This is a genomic window from Asticcacaulis sp. EMRT-3 (genome assembly GCF_030027245.1).
In the GTDB taxonomy this organism is placed as follows: domain Bacteria; phylum Pseudomonadota; class Alphaproteobacteria; order Caulobacterales; family Caulobacteraceae; genus Asticcacaulis.
This window is the reverse complement of the sequence record NZ_JASERT010000002.1, coordinates 39,954-59,596: the sequence shown is the minus strand read 5'-3', so window position 1 is coordinate 59,596 and position 19,643 is coordinate 39,954. Positions and strand designations below refer to the sequence as shown.

19 protein-coding genes and 1 other annotated feature are annotated in these 19,643 nt (G+C 57.6%); of the genes, 13 read left to right on the top strand and 6 right to left on the bottom strand.

What is annotated here, in order from left to right:
• Nucleotides 1-66: 66 nt before the first annotated feature.
• Both QB905_RS13650 and QB905_RS13645 read right to left on the bottom strand, forming a co-directional pair.
• Nucleotides 67-573, bottom strand: a complete 507-nt coding sequence (locus QB905_RS13650) for a low affinity iron permease family protein (protein WP_282975682.1) — start codon at nt 571-573, stop codon at nt 67-69.
• 84 nt (nt 574-657) lie between these two features.
• A complete protein-coding gene (locus QB905_RS13645; RefSeq protein ID WP_282975681.1) occupies nt 658-2,160 on the bottom strand; it encodes a SulP family inorganic anion transporter in 1,503 nt (500 codons plus the stop codon).
• 67 nt (nt 2,161-2,227) lie between these two features.
• Nucleotides 2,228-2,290 (bottom strand) — a sequence feature (sul1 is cis-regulatory element that is thought to sense ions involved in sulfur or methionine metabolism; They are found in Alphaproteobacteria).
• Between the two features lie 109 nt (nt 2,291-2,399).
• Between QB905_RS13645 and QB905_RS13640 the strand changes: the two genes are divergently transcribed.
• Both QB905_RS13640 and QB905_RS13635 read left to right on the top strand, forming a co-directional pair.
• On the top strand, nt 2,400-2,714 hold the full coding sequence (locus QB905_RS13640) for an ArsR/SmtB family transcription factor (protein ID WP_282975680.1): 315 nt from the start codon (nt 2,400-2,402) through the stop codon (nt 2,712-2,714).
• Between the two features lie 9 nt (nt 2,715-2,723).
• Nucleotides 2,724-3,158 carry an SRPBCC family protein gene (locus QB905_RS13635; protein ID WP_282975679.1) on the top strand — a complete coding sequence of 145 codons (435 nt, stop codon included), beginning with the start codon at nt 2,724-2,726 and terminating at the stop codon, nt 3,156-3,158.
• Here QB905_RS13635 and QB905_RS13630 read toward each other — a convergent pair.
• Complete coding sequence (locus QB905_RS13630; RefSeq protein ID WP_282975678.1) at nt 3,155-4,219, bottom strand: mannose-1-phosphate guanylyltransferase/mannose-6-phosphate isomerase; 1,065 nt, start codon at nt 4,217-4,219, stop codon at nt 3,155-3,157. The genes QB905_RS13635 and QB905_RS13630 overlap by 4 nt on opposite strands.
• 370 nt (nt 4,220-4,589) lie before the next feature.
• Between QB905_RS13630 and QB905_RS13625 the strand changes: the two genes are divergently transcribed.
• From QB905_RS13625 to QB905_RS13585, 9 genes are all read left to right on the top strand, one after another.
• The gene (locus QB905_RS13625) at nt 4,590-5,750 is read left to right on the top strand and encodes an AGE family epimerase/isomerase (RefSeq protein WP_282975677.1); all 1,161 of its coding nucleotides are present in this window, start codon (nt 4,590-4,592) and stop codon (nt 5,748-5,750) included.
• A 178-nt stretch (nt 5,751-5,928) separates the two neighbouring features.
• The gene (gene cysQ / locus QB905_RS13620; RefSeq protein ID WP_282975676.1) at nt 5,929-6,708 is read left to right on the top strand and encodes a 3'(2'),5'-bisphosphate nucleotidase CysQ; all 780 of its coding nucleotides are present in this window, start codon (nt 5,929-5,931) and stop codon (nt 6,706-6,708) included.
• Nucleotides 6,709-6,981: 273 nt separating this feature from the next.
• The gene (gene cysD, locus QB905_RS13615; protein ID WP_282975675.1) at nt 6,982-7,905 is read left to right on the top strand and encodes a sulfate adenylyltransferase subunit CysD; all 924 of its coding nucleotides are present in this window, start codon (nt 6,982-6,984) and stop codon (nt 7,903-7,905) included.
• On the top strand, nt 7,905-9,833 hold the full coding sequence (cysN, locus tag QB905_RS13610) for a sulfate adenylyltransferase subunit CysN (RefSeq protein ID WP_282975674.1): 1,929 nt from the start codon (nt 7,905-7,907) through the stop codon (nt 9,831-9,833). The genes cysD and cysN overlap by 1 nt, the downstream gene beginning before the upstream one ends.
• Nucleotides 9,834-9,915: 82 nt before the next feature.
• A complete protein-coding gene (gene rfbC / locus QB905_RS13605) occupies nt 9,916-10,467 on the top strand; it encodes a dTDP-4-dehydrorhamnose 3,5-epimerase (protein ID WP_282975673.1) in 552 nt (183 codons plus the stop codon).
• A gap of 63 nt (nt 10,468-10,530) precedes the next feature.
• A complete protein-coding gene (gene rfbB, locus QB905_RS13600) occupies nt 10,531-11,583 on the top strand; it encodes a dTDP-glucose 4,6-dehydratase (RefSeq protein WP_282975672.1) in 1,053 nt (350 codons plus the stop codon).
• Between the two features lie 2 nt (nt 11,584-11,585).
• A complete protein-coding gene (gene rfbD / locus QB905_RS13595; RefSeq protein ID WP_282975671.1) occupies nt 11,586-12,467 on the top strand; it encodes a dTDP-4-dehydrorhamnose reductase in 882 nt (293 codons plus the stop codon).
• Nucleotides 12,468-12,505: 38 nt separating this feature from the next.
• Complete coding sequence (gene rfbA / locus QB905_RS13590; protein WP_282975670.1) at nt 12,506-13,372, top strand: glucose-1-phosphate thymidylyltransferase RfbA; 867 nt, start codon at nt 12,506-12,508, stop codon at nt 13,370-13,372.
• 138 nt (nt 13,373-13,510) lie between these two features.
• Nucleotides 13,511-14,218: a class I SAM-dependent methyltransferase gene (locus QB905_RS13585; RefSeq protein WP_282975669.1), complete on the top strand. Its 708-nt coding sequence runs from the start codon at nt 13,511-13,513 to the stop codon at nt 14,216-14,218.
• Between the two features lie 119 nt (nt 14,219-14,337).
• Here the strand turns inward: QB905_RS13585 and QB905_RS13580 are convergent, their stop codons facing one another.
• From QB905_RS13580 to QB905_RS13570, 3 genes are all read right to left on the bottom strand, one after another.
• On the bottom strand, nt 14,338-15,276 hold the full coding sequence (locus QB905_RS13580; RefSeq protein WP_282975668.1) for a UDP-glucuronic acid decarboxylase family protein: 939 nt from the start codon (nt 15,274-15,276) through the stop codon (nt 14,338-14,340).
• 93 nt (nt 15,277-15,369) lie between these two features.
• The gene (locus tag QB905_RS13575) at nt 15,370-16,272 is read right to left on the bottom strand and encodes a WcbI family polysaccharide biosynthesis putative acetyltransferase (protein ID WP_282975667.1); all 903 of its coding nucleotides are present in this window, start codon (nt 16,270-16,272) and stop codon (nt 15,370-15,372) included.
• A complete protein-coding gene (locus tag QB905_RS13570) occupies nt 16,263-17,333 on the bottom strand; it encodes a GSCFA domain-containing protein (protein WP_282975666.1) in 1,071 nt (356 codons plus the stop codon). The genes QB905_RS13575 and QB905_RS13570 overlap by 10 nt, the downstream gene beginning before the upstream one ends.
• Nucleotides 17,334-17,925: 592 nt before the next feature.
• Here QB905_RS13570 and QB905_RS13565 point away from each other — a divergent pair.
• Both QB905_RS13565 and QB905_RS13560 read left to right on the top strand, forming a co-directional pair.
• A complete protein-coding gene (locus QB905_RS13565; protein WP_282975665.1) occupies nt 17,926-18,717 on the top strand; it encodes an ABC transporter permease in 792 nt (263 codons plus the stop codon).
• 24 nt (nt 18,718-18,741) lie between these two features.
• Nucleotides 18,742-19,494, top strand: coding sequence for an ABC transporter ATP-binding protein (locus tag QB905_RS13560; RefSeq protein WP_282975664.1), 753 nt, complete (start codon nt 18,742-18,744; stop codon nt 19,492-19,494).
• The last annotated feature ends 149 nt before the right edge of the window (nt 19,495-19,643 follow it).

The following is a 19,643-nucleotide window of genomic DNA, read 5'->3' as shown; positions in this document are numbered from 1 at the left end:
GTCAAAGGTTTTGGCGTTTCGCCAGATGAGAGCGGGGTGTACAGAACGGCCCGAATCATCGGGGGATCACACACCGGCTGGGGTTTGGCTACGCGCTTTCCGGGCGACGATTTTTGTCGCCTTGGCCGCTGGCCGGGCTTTCGCCTTGGTGGAGTCCGCCTTCCTTGAGCGCGTGGTGGCGGCCTTGTGTCCGGCCTTCTGGGCCAGTGCGCTATAATGGAGGCGCAGGGCTTCGAGATCCTCTTCGCACATATTGTCCATCTCGATCAGGCCGGTTTCGGCACCTTCCAGGGCGCGGATCAGTTCGTCGAGCTTGAGCTGGATCACCTTGCCGTCGCGGTTTTGCGAATTCTGGATCAGGAAGACCATCAAAAAGGTGACGATGGTGGTGCCGGTATTGATCACCAGTTGCCAGGTGTCGGAATAGTGAAACACGGGCCCCGACACCAGCCAGACCACAATCGTGCCCGCCGCCAGTGAAAAGGCCAGCGGGCTGCCGCTCCACACCGAAGTGATGCGGGCGAACTCGGTAAACCATTGTTTTTTAGGTGGGGTTTTCTGCGTCTGGCTCATAGGCGGTACTATAGCCCGCCGCGCGCAGGAAGGAATGTGGAAGCCCGCATCGCTTTATAAGCGCACGATGCGGGCCCCTCCTCATCAATGGCTGATGGCGTCCGGTAAGTGGGTCTTGTCGTGCTGACCGACACGTTCCACCAGAGTCTGGCAGGCTTCGCTCATGCCGGTGACATGCACCTCGGCACCGGCGCGACGATATTTGAAGACGATAGCGTCAATCGCCGCCACCGCCGTCAGATCCCAGATGCGCGCGCTGGAAAGATCGATCTCGACGGTTTCGGGATGGCCGTGATGCTCGAAGCTGGCCTTGAGAAACTCGGCCGACACGAAGAAGAGCTGGCCATGCACGACATAATGCAGGTGCCTGTCATCATCCTTGTCGATCCGTTCGACCGTCAGGAGCCGCGACACCTTGGTGGCGAAAAACAGGGCCGACAGGATGACCCCGGCGATAACGCCTTTCGACAAATCATGTGTGAAAACAACGGTCAGGGTGGTCACGATCATGATGATGCTCGATTGTATCGGCGTGGTGCGCAGGCGCGGAATCGAGCCCCAGTCGAAGGTGCCGATCGATACCATGATCATCACCGCCACCAGGGCCGCCATCGGAATCATTGCCACCCATTTTTGCAGAACCAGCAGCAGAATGAGCAGGAACACTCCGGCCCAGAAGGTCGAAAGCCGCCCGCGTCCGCCCGATGTAATATTGATCATGGTCTGACCGATCATGGCGCAACCGGCCATGCCGCCAAACAGAGCTGAGGCGATATTGGCGATGCCCTGGCCGCGCGCTTCCTGATCCTTATTGGAGGGCGTGTCGGTGACATCATCGACGAGACTGGCGGTCAGCAGGGTTTCCAAAAGGCCGACAAAGGCCAGTGTGGCGGCCAGAGGGCCAATGATTGCCAGGGTGTCTAACGTCAGCGGCACATGCGGAATATGCAGCATGGGCAGGGTGGTGGGCAGATGGCCCATATCGCCGACCGTATGGACTTTCAGCCCCATCATCTGGGTGATGATTGTGATGACGATGATCGCCACCAGAGGCGACGGCACGATCTTGGTAACACGCGGCAGCAGGTAGATGATGGCCAGCGCGCCGGCCACCAGCCCATAGGTGACGACCGGCACATGCAGCAATTGCGGCAATTGCGCCATGAAGATCAGTATGGCCAGCGAATTGACAAAGCCGGTCATGACCGAGCGCGACACGAAGCGGATCAGGCGGCCCAGCCGCAGGACACCGATCAGGATCTGGAACAGGCCGGTCAGAATCGAGGTGGCGAACAGGAAATCGAGGCCGTGCTGTTTGACCATACCGGCCATCAGCAGGGTCATCGAACCGGTGGCGGCCGAAATCATGGCAGGTCTGCCGCCGGTAAAGGAGATGGTGATGGCGATGACCACCGAGGCATAAAGCCCGACCGCCGGATCGACCCCGGCGATGATTGAGAAGGCGATGGCTTCGGGAATGAGGGCCAGGGCCACCAGCGTGCCCGATAAAAGATCGGCGCGCGGTTGGCCCAGCCAGTCGCGCCTGAAGGACGCAAGACTGCGCGCGGCAAGTGAGAGGGTTTTCATGTAAATCCTGATCAAAAACAATTATATGCTGGCGAACAGCCAAGGCATTATCAGGTGGGAACTGTTTGAATGTCCGGGGGATCGGCGCCCGGAATAGCCACCCGCACCATCAATAAAGGGCGAGTCCAGTGTTGCAGCGTCCGTCTATCGCACAGGCGTAAACGCTTCGCAAATGCAAAAAGCATAACCGGTCAGCTATGGGTATGGACAATTCATAGCTGGCGGGTTATGAGTCTGGCATGGACACCGCAACCCTCTTCACCGCCCTGGCCGACCCGACCCGCCGCGCCCTTTATGAGCGTCTGGCTCAGGGCGAGCAGACCGTTCACGCCCTGACCGCTCAGGCCGGGATTTCGCAGCCCGCCGTATCAAAGCACCTGGCCGTGCTGAAGGCCGCCGGACTGGTCACGGATCGCCGGTCGGGCCGCGAAAGCCATTACAGCCTGCACCCGCAGGGACTGGCCCCTTTGCGCGACTGGATGCGCCATCAGGACGAACTGTGGGCGCGTTCGCTCGACCGCCTCGAAGACCTTCTCAACCGCATGGATCAATAGGAAACGCTCATGCCTGACACCAATACAGATACCGGTACACTGACCCTGGAACGCGACCTGCCCCACCCACCGCAAAAGGTCTGGCGCGCCCTTACCGAAAGCCACCTGATCGCCGAATGGCTTTTACCCAATGATTTCAAGGCCGAACCGGGCCATGCCTTTACCCTGCGCGCCCCGCCCATGCCGCAATGGGACGGCGTGGTCGATGGCCATGTCGTTGAGGTGACGCCCTATGACCGGCTGAGCTATCGCTGGGAGCTGCCCGGCGGTGGCCTGCACACGCTCGTCACCCTGACCCTGACGCCAACCCCGCAGGGCACGCGCCTGCACGTCACGCAATCGGGCTTCACGGCGGAGCAAGGCCATAATCTGCGCGGCGCCAACTATGGCTGGCAGAACTTCCTCAAGCAGCTTGAAGAGGTTGTGGCCCGCTCCGACGTTTAACCCTTCTCAAGCCGCGCCTTGGCGGCTTCCGCCGCTTTCTTCACATCCTGAGCCCGTGAGATCGGCGCCACCAGAATACCGGATGGCGTCGAAATCACCATGATGTCCGACAAGCCGATCACGGCCACGACCGGGCCGCTATTGTGGATCAGGCAGTTCTCGGCCTCGATCAGGATGGCGTCGCCCTTGACGTGGTTGGCCGAGGCGTCTTTTTCGCCCAGCCGCCACAGTTCGGCGAATCCGCCGACATCAGCCCAGCCAATATCGCACGGCACAACGGCTGAGGCCTTGGTCTTTTCCATGACGGCATAATCGACCGAGATCGACGGCACGCGCGCAAACGCCTCTTCATCAAGGCGGATCACCACGCCGTTGCGCTGCGCTTTTTCAAACGATTCACGCGCAGCCGCCAGAACCTCAGGCGCGTGCTTTTCCAGCTCAGCCAGCATAATGGCCGGCGAAAACAGGAAGATACCGGCATTCCAGTCGTGCTGGCCACCCGCCACATAAGAGGTGGCCGTATCGAGATCGGGCTTTTCGCAGAAGCGCTTGATTTCAAAGACGCCCTCGGAAAGCGGCGCGCCGTGCTCAATATAGCCGAAACCGGTTTCCGGGTGGGCGGCCTTGATGCCGAAGGTGACGATGCGCGTTTTGGCCGTCTCGGCGGCGCGCTCCAGCGCAGCTACAAAGGCATCAGGTTGTATAATCACATGATCGGCCGGCACCAGCAGAACGAGCGCGTCCGGGTCGGTGGCTTGTCCGCTCAGAGCGGCGATGGCGGCCACGGCGGCGGTATTACGCGCAAACGGTTCCAGCACGACGGAGGACGGGAGGAGGCCAATCTGATCGAGCTGGCGCGTCACCAGATCGAGATGACCGCGACCACAGATCGCCACAGGCGGCAGAAAGCCTTCACCGGTCAGGCGCAGGGCCGTTTCCTGAATCATGCTGTTGGACGTGGCCAGGGCATGGAACTGCTTGGGCGCTTCCGGTGTCGAAAGCGGCCACAGGCGGGTGCCTGATCCGCCGGACATGATGACGGGTATAATTTTAAATGACATAAAGCCTCTGATAGTTTGCCGCCATATAGTGGTTGGGCTTTTGGTGCTAAGTTTACCATGCGTGCAGCGGGCGGTGGCTATAAAGCATTGATTGCCGTACACCCGCCAGCCCATTTAGCGGCTTGCGGATAATTATTTTTGAAATATACCTCCGGGTGCGCCCTCTAGAGCGGTCTGCATTCTGATGGAATCGGTCAAAGGAATGCAACCCGCTCTACATTTTACGTTTTTCCGCATCTCGCATTCAATTTGTAAGTCAAATTAAATGCTCGTTGCTCTAGCAGTCCCACAGATGTATGCAAAACAGGACTGCATTTTTATCACCGCGCGTCCTAAACCTGCGACTTGAAATTTCAGTGAAAGCCACCCCATGCCCGATCTCGCCACGCGCCTTTATGCCAAGCAAAATGAGCTTCGCCAATGGCTGTTTGATCATGCCCTGCCCCTGTGGTGGAATACCGGTGGCGACCGCGAAAAAGGCGGCTTTTTCGAGAAGATCAATCTCGACGGCACACCGCGCAATGTCGATAGGCGCACACGGGTGGCGGCGCGTCAGGTTTTCTCCTACGCTGTGGCCGATCGGATGGGCTATAAGGGCGAGACGGCACCGGCCATCGACCAGGGCCTGAACTGGCTGGCGGGGCCTGCGCGCAATCCGAAAACAGGCCTGCTTTACGCCGTGCTGCGCCCCGATGGTTCGGTGGTTCGCGCTGAGTTTGATTTCTATGACCACGCCTTCGCCATGCTGGCCTACTCCGCCGCATTTCGCGTTCGACCCGACGACAAAGGACTTGAAAAGGCAGCGGTTTTTATTCGTGACAGGATCGTGGCCGAGTACAGCCATCCGTTAGGCGGTTTTGAGGAATCGAACCCGCCTACCCTGCCGCTGAAAGCCAATCCGCACATGCACATGTTCGAGGCGTGTCTGGCCTGGATGGAGGCCGGTGGCGACGCAAAATGGCGTGAGATCGCGGCCATGATCGCCGATCTGTGCGTGGACAAGTTCCTCAACCCGAAAAATGGCGCCTTGCGTGAGTTTTTCGACGGTGACTGGAACCCGATGATGGGCGAACAGGGGCGCATTATTGAGCCCGGCCACCAGTTCGAATGGGCGTGGCTGTTTATGCGCTGGTCGAAAATCACCAACGATTCCAAATATCTGCTCAAGGCCCAGACCCTGATGGAGATCGCCGAAACGGCGGGCACCGATCCGAAGCGCGGCGTCACCTTCAATGAATTATGGGACGATTTCCTACCGAAAGACGAGGTGGCGCGCCTGTGGCCGCAGACCGAGCGCATCAAGGCCTATGTGCAGTTATCCCGCATGGTGAGCGGCCCTGACCGCGAAGGTGCCATCGCCAAGGCCATCGAGGCGGCGCACGGCTTACAGCTTTATCTTTCGACCGAAATCGAAGGCCTTTATCATGACCGGATGAAGGAGAGCGGCGATTTCGAGATCGAACCGGCCCCCGCCTCGTCGCTTTACCATATCACCTGCGCGATTGACGAACTGTGCGCCATCTCCGTGTAGAAGCACTTTTTGACCTGTTGTAACGGATTGCAAAACCGGTTTTTCGGGGTGAAAAGAGGCCGAAACAGGCTGTTTTCCGGCGCGAGCGTGGACAGGGCTTGCCTTGGCTGGCGCAAACCAACTTGCGTCATCCCTGCCGGGGCCGTTAAAGCAGGGGATAAACAGGAAGGCCGGGACAATGGACTTAAAACCGATCATGCTGGCGGCGGGCGCCGAAATCATGCGCATCTATGCCACCGATTTTAAGGTGGTCAGCAAGGAGGACGCCTCGCCCGTTACCGAGGCCGACAAATCCGCCGAGGCGATTATTCTGGCCGGTCTGCACCATATCGCCCCCGGCATTCCGGTCGTGGCCGAGGAAGAGGCCGCCGCCGGACGTTTTCCCAGTCTGGCGGGCACGTTTTTCCTCGTCGATCCGCTGGATGGCACCAAGGAATTCATCTCCAAAAACGGCGAATTCACCGTCAATATCGCGCTGATCGAGGATGGCGTGCCGGTCATGGGCGCGGTCTTCGCCCCGGCCATCGGCAGGATGTGGTGGGGCTCGAAGACAGGCGGGGCGTTTGTGGCCGAGGTCGCGGGCGGCGTGATCGGCGAGGCGCGTCCTGTTCATGTGCGCAAACCCGCAGGCGCTTTGACCGCCATCGGCAGCCGTTCGCACGGCTCGGAAGCGACGCAAAAATACCTCGAAGCCTATGATGTCGCCGAATTCGTGGCGGCGGGATCGTCCCTGAAATTCTGCCTGCTGGCCGAGGGCCGCGCCGACATCTATCCGCGCATGGGCCGCACGATGGAATGGGATACGGCGGCGGGCGATGCGGTGTTGCGCGCCGCCGGCGGACGGGTTGAGACGCTCGACGGCCAGCCGCTCCTCTATGGCAAGCGCTTCGATTCCGGCGACGGCGCCTATGCCAATCCGCATTTTGTGGCTTTCGGTGATGCAGAGATCGGGGCGTAAAGCATAGCAAGATACCCCTCCGTCGGCTTCGCCGCCACGTCCCCACGCTTACGCGCAGGGAGGAGGGAGTTGGCGAGCAAGCGAAGCGCGTCGAGCCGGAGGGGTCTTTTTTCGAATACCGTTAAAGCATAGAGCCAATCAAACGGCTTTCCCGAACGTTCAGATTAGCGAGACTGAACAATCAGGCGAGGCTTAAACGTTTGTCGCGGTGCGGCGGGTTCGCTAGAAAGCCCGTCGAGACACCGGCCCCTTGCCGGTGCTAAAGGTTTGCGCATGACGATCACCCCCGTACTGACCCCCGAAAAAATGACCCATCTGAAGCGGCTCGAAGCCGAGTCAATCTTCATCATGCGTGAGGTGGCGGCCGAGTTCAAAAACCCGGTCATGCTCTATTCGATCGGCAAGGATTCGTCGGTCATGCTGCATCTGGCGCTGAAGGCGTTCGCGCCGTCCAAGCCGCCCTTCCCGCTGTTGCACGTCGATACAACGTGGAAGTTCCGCGAGATGATCGCCTTCCGCGACAAGACGGTGGCCGATCTGGGCCTGACGCTTTACAAGCACACCAATCAGGACGGCGTGCGCGACAATGTCAATCCGTTCGATCACGGCTCGAACGTCTATACCAATATTATGAAGACCGATGCGCTGAAACAGGCCCTGACCGAGCATGGTTTTGACGCAGCTTTCGGCGGCGCGCGCCGCGATGAGGAAAAGTCGCGCGCCAAGGAACGCATCTTTTCGTTCCGCACCGCCAATCACGGCTGGGATCCGAAGAACCAGCGTCCGGAACTGTGGAACCTCTATAATGCCCGCGTCAAACCGGGGGAATCGATCCGCGTCTTTCCGCTGTCGAACTGGACCGAACTCGACATCTGGCAATATATATTGATGGAAAACATCCCCATCGTGCCGCTCTATTTCGCCGCCAGGCGCCCGGTTGTCGAGCGCGGCGGGCAATGGATCATGGTCGATGACGACCGCCTGCCGCTGAATGGCGAAACGCCGCAAATGAAATCGGTGCGATTCCGCACGCTGGGCTGTTATCCGCTGACCGCCGCCGTTGAATCAGAAGCCGCCACACTGGAAGAGATCGTCGCCGAAATGCTGGTGGCGCGCACCTCCGAACGGTCAGGCCGGTTGATTGATCATGACGAGCAGGGCTCGATGGAAAAGAAGAAGCGTGAGGGCTATTTCTAATGAATACTATAGTTGCAGAAAAGCTCGATACGAAGGCGCTGGTCGAGTATCTGGCCGCGCACGAAAAGAAAGACCTGCTGCGCTTTTTGACCTGCGGCAGCGTCGATGACGGCAAATCGACCCTGATCGGGCGGCTGCTGTACGACACCAAGCTGATCTTTGAAGACCAGTTGGCCGGTATCGAAAAGGATTCGCGTAAATTCGGCACGACGGGCGATGACATCGACCTGGCCCTGCTGGTCGATGGCCTGCAAGCCGAGCGCGAACAGGGCATCACGATTGACGTGGCCTATCGTTTCTTCACGACCGACAAGCGCAAATTCATCGTGGCCGACACCCCAGGTCATGAGCAATATACGCGCAATATGGCCACCGGCGCATCCAATTCCGACCTGGCCGTCATCCTGATCGATGCACGCAAAGGTATCCTGACCCAGACGCGCCGCCATTCCTTCATCGTGTCCTTGCTCGGCATCAAGCATGTGGTGCTGGCGGTCAACAAGATCGACCTGATGGACTATTCCGAGGGCGTGTTCGAACAGATCGTCTCAGACTATCACGCCTTTGCCGCCGATTTCGGCTTTGAAACCCTGCAAGCCATCCCTTTGTCGGCGCGCTATGGCGATAATGTGCTGACGCGCAGCGACAAGATGGACTGGTATCAGGGGCCGACGCTGGTTGAGCATCTCGAAACCGTCGATGTGTCCGATGATCAGGCGGATAAGCCGTTCCGCCTGCCCGTGCAGTGGGTCAACCGGCCCGATCTCAATTTCCGCGGCTTTTCCGGCACCGTCGCTTCGGGTACGGTCAAGCCCGGTGACGCGATTGTGGTCGCCAATTCGGGCAAGGCCTCGAAGGTTAAATCCATCGTCACCTATGATGGCGATCTGCCGCTGGCCTTTGCCGGTCAGGCCGTGACCCTGACACTGGAAGACGAGATCGATATTTCGCGCGGCGATGTGCTGGCCCATCCCGAAGCGCGGCCCGATGTGGCCGACCAGTTTCAGGCCCGCCTGATCTGGATGAGCGAGCAGGAACTGATCCCCGGCCGGCAATTGCTGATCAAGATCGGCGCGCGCACGCTCTCCGCCTCGGTGACCGATATTCGCTACAAGACCGACGTCAATACCTTTGCCGAACTGGCCGCCAAGACCCTGCACCTGAACGAAGTGGCCGTGGTCAATATCGCCACCAGCGAACCCGTGGCCTTTGACGCTTACGCCGATAATCACGCCACGGGCGCCTTTATCGTCATCGACCGGGTGTCGAACCTGACGCTCGGTGCCGGCATGATCGAGCATGGTTTGCGCCGCGCCACCAATATCCACTGGCAGGCGCTCGATGTCTCGAAAACAACGCGCGCGGCGGCCAAGGGCCAGAAGCCGGTCGTTCTGTGGTTCACCGGCCTGTCCGGCGCGGGCAAATCGACCATCGCCAATCTGGTTGAGAAAAAGCTGCTCTCTTTGAGCCATCACACCTATCTGCTGGACGGCGATAATGTTCGCCACGGGCTGAATAAGGATCTGGGCTTTACCGATGCTGATCGCGTCGAAAATATCCGCCGCGTCGCGGAAGTCTCGAAACTGATGGTCGATGCGGGCCTGATCACGCTGGTGTCGTTCATCTCGCCGTTTCGCGCCGAACGCCGCATGGCGCGCGAGCTGCTGGACAGCGGTGAGTTCATCGAAATCCATGTCGCCACGCCGCTTGAGGTGGTTGAACAACGCGACGTCAAGGGGCTTTACGCCAAGGCGCGGGCGGGCGAGATCCAGAACTTCACCGGCATCGACAGCCCCTATGAAGCACCGGAAAACCCTGAACTCACGCTCGATACCACGACCGACAGCGCCGAGCTTCTGGCCGAAAAAGTGGTGCGTTTCATGTTTGAACAGGGCTATCTGGTGAATGCCCCGGAGTATGAAATCTGAGGCCACTAATGCGCTTGGCCTTGACGATCATTTGATGCGAAAGATAGAAGCTTCGGTATCAGCCCAATAAGGACGAGAGCTTTTGCACGTTAAACGTTTTGAAATTTTCGGGCCGGCTTTAATTCTGCCGAAAATGATCGGTGATGATCGCGGTTTCTTCATGGAAGCCTTCAAGGCCCAATGGTTTCGTGACAATGTTGAGGATGTGACCTTCGTGCAGGACAATCAGTCCCTGTCGCGTCAGGTGGGCACGATCCGCGGCCTGCACTATCAGAAGGCACCGATGGGTCAGGGCAAGCTGGTGCGCTGCCTGAAAGGTGCCATCTTCGATGTGGCTGTCGATATACGCCCCGGCTCGGCGACCTTTGGCCAATGGGTCGGCGAAACCCTGACGGCTGAAAAGGGCGAGCAGTTATGGGTGCCGGACGGTTTCGCCCACGGCTTTTGCACGCTCGTGCCTGACACCGAGGTGTTTTACAAGGTGACCAATCCCTATTCGCGCGAGCACGATGCAGGGCTTGCTTTCGACGATCCGGAAATCGGCATTGTGTGGCCGGTCGATCCCGGCAAGGCCATGCTGTCGGACAAGGATCGCGTGCAGCCGCCTCTGGCCAGTCTGCGCGAAATGCGTTAGCTGTTATCAAACCAGGGCCGGGGGGCTTTTTTTGAAAATGTTTTCTGCCAAAGGATATTGACTATGCGCGTTCTGGTAACCGGGGGGGCAGGTTTCATCGGGTCGGCGCTCGTGCGCTATCTGGTGGCAGAGGTTGGCGCGGAGGTACTGAATCTCGACAAGCTGACCTATGCCGGTAATCTGGAGTCGCTGGCCCCGGTCGAGGCCCTGCCCAATTACCGCTTCGTCAAGGCCGATATTTGTGACCGCACGGCGGTTGACGCGGCCATAGCAGGTTTCAGACCTGATCATATCATGCACCTGGCCGCCGAAAGCCATGTGGATCGTTCGATCACCGGCGCGAAGGATTTTATTGAAACCAATGTCATGGGCACCTTCACCCTGCTGGAGGCGGCGCGCCATTACTGGAACGGGCTGGAAGGCGCGGCCAAGGCGGATTTCCGCTTCCTGCATGTTTCTACCGATGAGGTCTATGGTTCGCTCGGCCCCACGGGCCTGTTTGAAGAAGTCACGCCCTATGATCCGTCCTCGCCCTATTCGGCGTCGAAGGCAGCGTCCGATCATCTGGCCAAGGCCTGGCACCGCACCTATGGCCTGCCCGTGGTCGTGTCCAACTGCTCGAACAATTACGGCCCCTATCATTTCCCGGAAAAGCTGATCCCGCTCAACATTATCAATGCGCTGCAAGGCAAGCCCCTGACCGTTTACGGCGACGGCTCCAATATCCGCGACTGGCTCTATGTCGAGGATCACGCCCGCGCCCTGCACCTGATCTGCTCCAAGGGCCGCCTTGGCGAAACCTATAATGTCGGTGGCCGCAATGAGCGCACCAATATGGAGGTCGTCAACCGCATCTGCGCGATCATGGATGAGCTGGCCCCCAAGTCGCATCCGCATACTGACCTGATCACCTTCGTCACCGACCGTCCCGGCCACGATCATCGTTACGCCATCGACGCCACGAAGCTGGAAACCGAACTGGGCTGGAAGGCGCAGGAAAATTTCGATTCCGGCATCCGCAAGACGGTGGCATGGTATCTCGCCAATGAGGCCTGGTGGGCACCTTTGCGCGGGGGCGTCTATACGGGTGAGCGCCTCGGCGTTCTGAAGGCGTGACCATGCGCATCGTCGTCACCGGCAAGGCAGGTCAGGTCGATACGTCACTTGCGACGTTGGGCGAGGCGCAGGGCCTGACCATCATCCGTCTCGGCCTGCCGGAAATTGACCTGTCCGATCCGGCCAGTTTGACAGGCCCGATTACAGCCGCGTGCCCCAACGTGATCATTTCGTCCGCCGCCTATACCGCCGTTGACAAGGCCGAGACGGAAACCGAGCTGGCACAGACAATCAATGGCGATGGCCCCGGCGAACTGGCGCGCATCGCCGCGAAGCTGAACGTGCCGATCCTGCACCTGTCCACCGACTATGTGTTCGCCGGTGACAAGGACGGGGTATATAACGAAAACGATGTTCCGGCGCCGGCCAGCATCTATGGCGCTACCAAGCTGTCGGGCGAGCGTCAGATCGCCGCTGCCACGCCCAATCACGTCATTTTCCGCACGGCCTGGGTCTATTCGCCGTTTGGCAACAACTTCGTCAAAACCATGCTGCGGCTCGGCGAAACACGCGATGAGCTGAATGTGGTGGCCGATCAGTATGGCTGCCCGACCTATGCACCGGAAATCGCACGCGCACTTTTAAGCGCGGCGCGGCGTGTCGTGGCGGACGCCGATCCGGCTTTACGCGGCGTCTTTCACCTCACCGGCCAGGGCGAAACCCACTGGGCTGGGTTCGCCGAAGCCATTTTCAAGGGCGCTGAGGCGCGTGGTCGTCAGCCGGTCAAGGTCAATCCGATCCCGTCCAGCCAGTATCCGACGCCTGCCAAACGCCCGGCCAATTCAAGGCTGTCTGGCGAAAAGCTGAAGGCGACCTACCAACTGCAACTGGATCCCTGGCGCACCTCGCTGGATGATTGTCTTGACCGCCTGCTGAGCCGCTGAATGCGTCGCCGGGCAGAGAAAACACAGAGGAAACGAACATGAAGGGCATTATTCTGGCGGGGGGCAGCGGCACACGCCTTCATCCCATGACGATTGGCGTCTCCAAGCAGATGATGCCGGTCTATGATAAGCCGATGATCTATTATCCGCTATCGACCCTGATGATGGCGGGCATCCGCGACATTCTGATCATTTCGACGCCGCATGATCTGCCGCTGTTCCAGAAGCTTTTGGGAGATGGTGCGCAGTGGGGCATCAATCTGAGCTATGCCGAACAACCGTCACCGGACGGGCTGGCGCAGGCCTATATTATCGGTGCTGATTTTGTCGGCAAGGAACCGTCGTGCCTGATCCTCGGCGACAATATCTATTATGGCCCGTCTCTGACCAGCTTTCTCGAAGAAGCCGCCAGTATTACGCACGGTGCCAGCGTCTTCGCCTATCAGGTGGCAGACCCCGAACGCTATGGTGTGGTTGAGTTCGACGACCAGTTCAAAGCCCTGTCGGTCGAGGAAAAGCCCCTCAAGGCCCGTTCCAACTGGGCCATTACCGGGCTTTATTTCTACGACCATCAGGTGGTGGATATTGCCGCCAATCTGAAGCCTTCGGCGCGCGGTGAATATGAAATTACCGATGTCAACCGGATCTATCTGGAGCGTGGTCAGTTAAGCGTACAGCCCATTGGGCGCGGCTATGCCTGGCTCGACACCGGCACGCCCGACAGCCTGCTCGATGCGGCGGAATTCGTGCGTGTGCTGGAAAAACGGCAAGGTTTCAAGATCGCCTGCCCGGAAGAAATCGCCTGGCGCCGCGGCTATATCAATGACGAGCAACTTGAAAATTTGGCGACAAACCTCGGCAAAAGCGATTACGGACGCTATCTTGCTAAATGTCTGAATACTTAAGTATTTTTCTGTAATTTAGAGCGTTTTTCCTAAAAAAGCTCCCTTTTTTGATCAGAAGGCGCGTAAAAACAAAAACTTAGAACGCCGATCTGGTTCCATCAGATCGAAACGCGCTCTAATCTTTCGATTGGAAAAACTTTGGAACGTCACGACATCATCAACATATTATCGAAGGGTGCATATTCAGATTATCTGGAAATTGGCGTCGAAGCCGGGGATACCTTTAACAAGGTCAATATCCGCCATAAGGTTGCCGTCGATCCAGATTTCAAGATTCCTGTCACGCAACTGCAAGGCGCAGCCTTCCCGATCACCAGTGACAGTTTTTTCTCTGCAAATAATGCGCAGTTCGATTGCATCTTTCTCGATGGACTGCATCTCTACGAGCAGGTGCGGCGTGATTTCATGAATGCCTGGGGCAGAATAAAACCGGGTGGAATTATATTGATTGATGACTGCTATCCATCCGACGCCTTCGCCGCGATGCGCGATCATACGAAATGTCATCATTTAAAAATTGCGCGCGGAGACACTGACCGCAACTGGATGGGCGATGTTTATAAACTGGTTGCCTGGATTAATGACTTCACGGAAGCCCGCTATAGTTTTATCGATGATACTATGGGCATTGTCGCCGTATGGAATGAACGACAAAAAAGACCGAAATGGTTCGGCACTGAAGCCCTGATAGATCGTCTGTCCTATGAAGATTTCGTCAAATTGCCGCTCCCCAGCTTGTCTGTCGAAGCCATTGCGGAACGACTAAAAATTTCAAGCGAATTTCGGGACGACCGCAATATCGTGCAGCGAATCGTTGATCGGCTAAGCAAGTCCGTCAAGCCATAGCTGTCAATCGCCCTTGACCTGGAACGATTTCAGATATGTCCAGATTGCATCGCGGGTCAGTTTGCACACTGACCCGCTTCGGTGGCATTGCGAAGATCATCGTTGTTGAATGACAATACCTATACGTTCAGATGCTTGCGAAAATAAGCGATTGTCTGGGTCAGCCCGTCATCCAGGCTCACCTTGGGCTGCCAGGCCAGTTCGGACTTCGCCAGCGTAATGTCGGGCTGGCGCTGCTTCGGATCGTCCTGAGGCAGTGACATATGGACAATCTTCGAGCGGCCGCCTACCTGCGCCAGCACCTTTTCGGCCAGGGCCAGCATGGTGAATTCGGATGGATTGCCGATATTGATCGGGCCCGTGAAGCCGTCACGGCTGTTCATGAGCCGCACCATGCCGTCGATCAGGTCGTCCACATAACAGAAGGAGCGCGTCTGGGAACCATCGCCGTAGATGGTGATGTCTTCGCCTTTCAGCGCCTGCACGATGAAATTGCTGACGACGCGGCCATCATTGGGGTGCATGCGCGGGCCGTAGGTATTGAAGATGCGCATGACCTTGATGTCGAGCGCGTGCTGGCGCCAATAGTCGAAGAACAGCGTTTCGGCGCAGCGCTTGCCCTCATCATAACAGCTACGGATGCCCGTTGTATTGACATTGCCCCAGTAGCTCTCCGTCTGCGGGTGCACCGATGGGTCGCCGTAAACCTCCGAGGTCGAGGCTTGCAGGATACGGGCTTTGACGCGCTTGGCGAGGCCCAGCATGTTGATGGCCCCGATCACACTCGTCTTCGTCGTCTGCACCGGGTCAAACTGATAATGCACAGGCGAGGCCGGACAGGCCAGATTATAGATCTGGTCTATTTCAACATAGAGCGGAAAGGTAATATCATGACGCAGCAGGTCGAAGCGCTTGTGGCCGATCAGATGCTCTATATTTTCCCGGCGGCCGGTGAAATAATTGTCAACGCAGAGGACTTCATGATCCTCAGCCAGGAGCCTGTCACAAAGATGGGAACCGAGAAAGCCGCTGCCGCCCGTAATAAGTATGCGCTTCATAACACCATCCATCATTGATGAGCAGGCTTAGCCCTATGTCAGTTTTTCGCCTTGTGGCAAGCCTATAATTTCGCGTCGTCCGCGCAAAACCCATCAGAGAATGAGTTCGGCCAGTTTGTCGCGCACAGGAGTCACCGTGCCGGATTCAAGCCGGTGGCGTGGCACTGTGGTGTAAAAACCATGCAGGTCCCGCAGATAGGTTTGCATCGGAAATTCGCGCGCCTCGCCTTGGGGCGTCATCCAGGCTGGCCGCTGAAAGTTCATCGAGCCCGTCACCCCGGCGCGTTGCGCCAGTGCGGGATAAACCGGCCAGGTAAAGCTTTCAGCCAGGTGATCCTTCCGGACGGCTGGCAAGGCTGTTTTTTTGCCGATCAGGCCGAGCCGGATGTACAGATCGCGGCACATTCGCGTCAGAACCTGAATATGGGGATGGTTGGCCATGTACATGAAGGCGCCGACGTCGCGGATACAGCTATCGAACAAACCATCGGTGTTGAGGCCGCCGTCCTGCAAATTTTGTTCAAACACCAGGCGGGCCGCGGGGAAATCCTCGAAATATCCCAGTTCGGCAAACACCAGCGGATTATACAGTTTCAGTGTCTTTTCCGGGGACAGGCCCAGCAGATAGGCCGCCACCGCGATCCTGGAATGAAAATCGGAATGGACGGCGCTGAGGAGCCCTTCGTGATCCATGATATAGGTCATATCGGGGTGAAAGCCGGCAAAAACCGCTGTCGGCATGAAGTGAACCGATTTGAATTCACGGCGCAGCGAATCCATTTCGAGGATTTCAAGGCCATGACCGGGCGAGATCTGGGATATGATCAGGTCGAAAGCCCGCAGCTTCCCGAAAATCTGCTCGGGCGAATCGGGATGCACACCGGCGTGCCAGCAGGTGACCTCGCATCTTGGCACAAGACTGAGTGTCGCCTCACGCAGGCCTGCGGACTGGCAACCACCGATAATGGCTATTTTCAGTTTTTTCTTTAGAAACACGGATCAATATTTTCTTCGTCACAAATAATGTCGGCGATGGTTTTCATCGCCACGCGCTGCCTGTCAATAGCGGCGGCTGTCGCCGCGACGGGCGGCGGCGCGACTCCGGCCGATCCATCCGAAAGATAGTGGGCCGCGAATTTCGACATCGCGTATTTGACCCCTTCCGGCCGGATTTCGCGCAAATCGTCTTCGAGAAAAGCGCCGCGGCCCTGCGGCCCCAGAATCATCTCATAGGACGGAAAATAATCGACAAAATCGAAACTTCTTGCCGCCATATCCGCCACGACGCGCAAAACCGACTTGCTGTAGGTGGTGGCGGTCAGCACATGGCTGTCTTCATAGGTGGCGATCAGGGCGACGGGCGATACGGTCAGAAGCACTTTGCAGGCCGGGTTGAGAGCATGAAGGCGGTGCATGACCCAGTTCAGATCGGCTTCGGTTTCCGCCACGCTGAAATTATGGAAGCGGTAGGCTTCGCCTTCGACCTGCGCCCCGACAACCCCCGGGCAGATGGGAAGAACGGCACCATCCGCCACAGCCTGCCAGGCCTCGGTCAGGCCGAGGGTGAAAATAAAGACCTCACAGTTTTCAAACACATCGCGCACCGCTGCGAGATGGGCTTCACGGTCGTGCATCACGTCTTCGGGCGATGCAAAACCGTCAGCCTGAATATAGGGCCGGAAAGGATCGACATAGCGCCCGTCGGCCCGCTGCCAGGCTGTGTCGGTCGGTGTGAAAAGCCCATAGGCGCGCTGTATAAGCTGCTTGAGCTGCCTGACCGTATATATATTGCCGTAACGGGCGGAAAAGGTTCCATAATTTTCATCAGGGCCGGATGGCGAGGCCGGCCTCTGTTCGGTCACCATATAGTTGAAGCCCATCTCGCTCAGTGTGCGCGAAACGTGCTGGGCGAAACAACTGCCGGCGGTGGCGACCTTGTCATTGCGACCGATGGAAAAACTCGCGCCTGTCACCGGGTCGACTTCGGTCGCGGCCCTGCCCGCAAAGCTGCGCCGCCAGAATTGATAATCGGGCTTGCCGCTGTAAGGATTATTCATACGTCATTCCAGATCGCTTGCATTTCGTCGGCCAACCATAGCGGTGCAGTAAACGCAAAGCACGTCTGAAATCTAACAGGACTTCATATTTTCTTGTTTGACAGGCCTTATACCAACTTGCGCAGCCCAGAACCTGTTTGGGTGCAAGTTGGTATAAGCATTATTTGCAGCTCAAACGCCGCCATTTCTTTTAAGAAGAATGGGCTCCTCGCATAAGCTCGGACGGCCAGTCGGCCTTGACAATCTGCGATGAGTCAAATGAAACGCGCGTTGCTCTAGCGGCAACTTTGAAGCGAGCGGTTCGGCGCTTGCCAGATGGCCAGGGTCAAGCCGGTTTCGTTTTACGCGGTCACCATGACGTGATGACAAAACGCGCAACATCAGCCAGGACGCATCATTTTAAATCACGATCATTTTTCAAGCTGCAAAGTCGCTTTTTTTAGAGTTGATCGTCCACCCCTGCGATCTTCGCCGCAAGTTTTCCACCGGCCAATTTACCCCGCCGCCACGTATTGCATGACACCATAAACTGGTCTAACACGGCTGACGCCATGCGGTTTCCGCTTTTCTGAACCAAGTCTATGAGGATAGTGTGCCGGCTTCGATAGCTAAGTCTGTCAGCGACCTGAAAAAAGGCGCCTCGCTCTACAACGTGTGGTTTTATCAAGCCTATCACGAAATCAGCGCAAAATATAAGCATACCATGCTGGGCTCCCTGTGGATCGCCGGCGGCATGGTCACGACCTCTCTGGCCCTGTCGCTCGTGTTCGGCATCATTCAGGGCCAGTCGCTGAAAGACATACTGCCCTTCGTCATGGGGGGCATCCTGACCTTCGGACTGGTCAGTTTCATTTTCAATGAAGGCCCGGAAGTTTTCCTGAGCGCTGCGGGCACAATTAAAAACCACGCCTACCCGTTTACCTATTTTGTATTCGAAGGCGTATCGCGATCCTTCCTGACATTCCTGCATAATCTGGTCGTGTTTTATATTACGCTGGTTTGCGTCGGTAGTCTGGCCGTCCCGAACTGGACGGTCATTTTTGGCCTGCCAATCCTCCTGGTCAGCATGTTCTTCTGGGGGGCGTTTTTCGGCATGATGGCCGCGCGTTTTCGTGACCTGCGTTTCATCATGCCCTACATATCCCAACTCCTGTTTTTTACGGCTCCGATCTTCTGGAAGGCTGACGGCGTCAAGGGCGCAAAAGCCCTCTTCGTGGATCTCAACCCCGTGTACGGACTGGTTGAAATCGTTCGCTCGCCGCTATTAGGTAAAATGCCGCCTGAAATCTGCTGGCTACAGGCCCTGCTCACCATGGTTGTCGGGGGCATAGTCTGGTTCGCAGTTTTCACCTCTTTCCGCCGCCGCATCCCATTCTGGGTTTAAGTACGAGCCGCCACGGTTAATCGCATGTCCACCACCATTATCGATCTCAACGGGGTAGAGCTGTCCTACCCCATATATTCCATTCGCGCGAATTCGATTCGCAACACGATCGCCAATCTGGCGGTGGGTGGCAAGCTGCTGAAAGACGGGCAGGATATTATCCATGTCCGGGCGCTGGAAAATATCAATTTCAGCCTTCATCAAGGCGACCGCCTCGGCATTATGGGGCATAATGGCGCTGGCAAGACCACGCTTCTCAAGGTGCTGGCCGGGGTCTATGAGCCCGACAAGGGCCGCGTTTTCGTCAGCGGCCGGGTGTCGTCGATGATCGACATCGGCCTCGGGCTGGATGCCGCCCTGACCGGGCGCGACAATATCCTCAATATGGGCCGGATGCGCGGCATTCCAACGAGAAAGGTTCTGGCCAGTATTCCCGAAATCGTCGATTTCTCGGAACTCGGCGGTTACGTGGATCTGCCCGTAAAGGCTTACAGCGCAGGGATGCAGGCGCGCCTCGTTTTCGCGGTCGCCACCAGCCTCGAACCCGATGTTTTGCTGCTTGACGAATGGATCGGCGCGGGCGATGCCTCATTCCAAGACAGGGCGACGGCCCGGATGAACGACATATTGGCCCGTTCGCGCGTCATGGTTCTGGCGACGCACAGCCGCGGCATGATTGAGTCGGTATGCAACAAGATACTGATCCTCGATGCTGGCAGGCAGGTCTTTTTCGGTGATGTCGGTGATTGGAATTTTGATACGCTGACGCCGAAATAACCTCGCGGGCATTGTGATCTGATAGGATCAGCGCACAGGTTTTTTGTGATGCCTCATGGCGAAATGTGATGTCTGCTTTCAGGCATGACAGCTAATTTTTTTGCTTTGATACGTATATTTTATCCAAACATGCGCCTCATCTTGTGGAA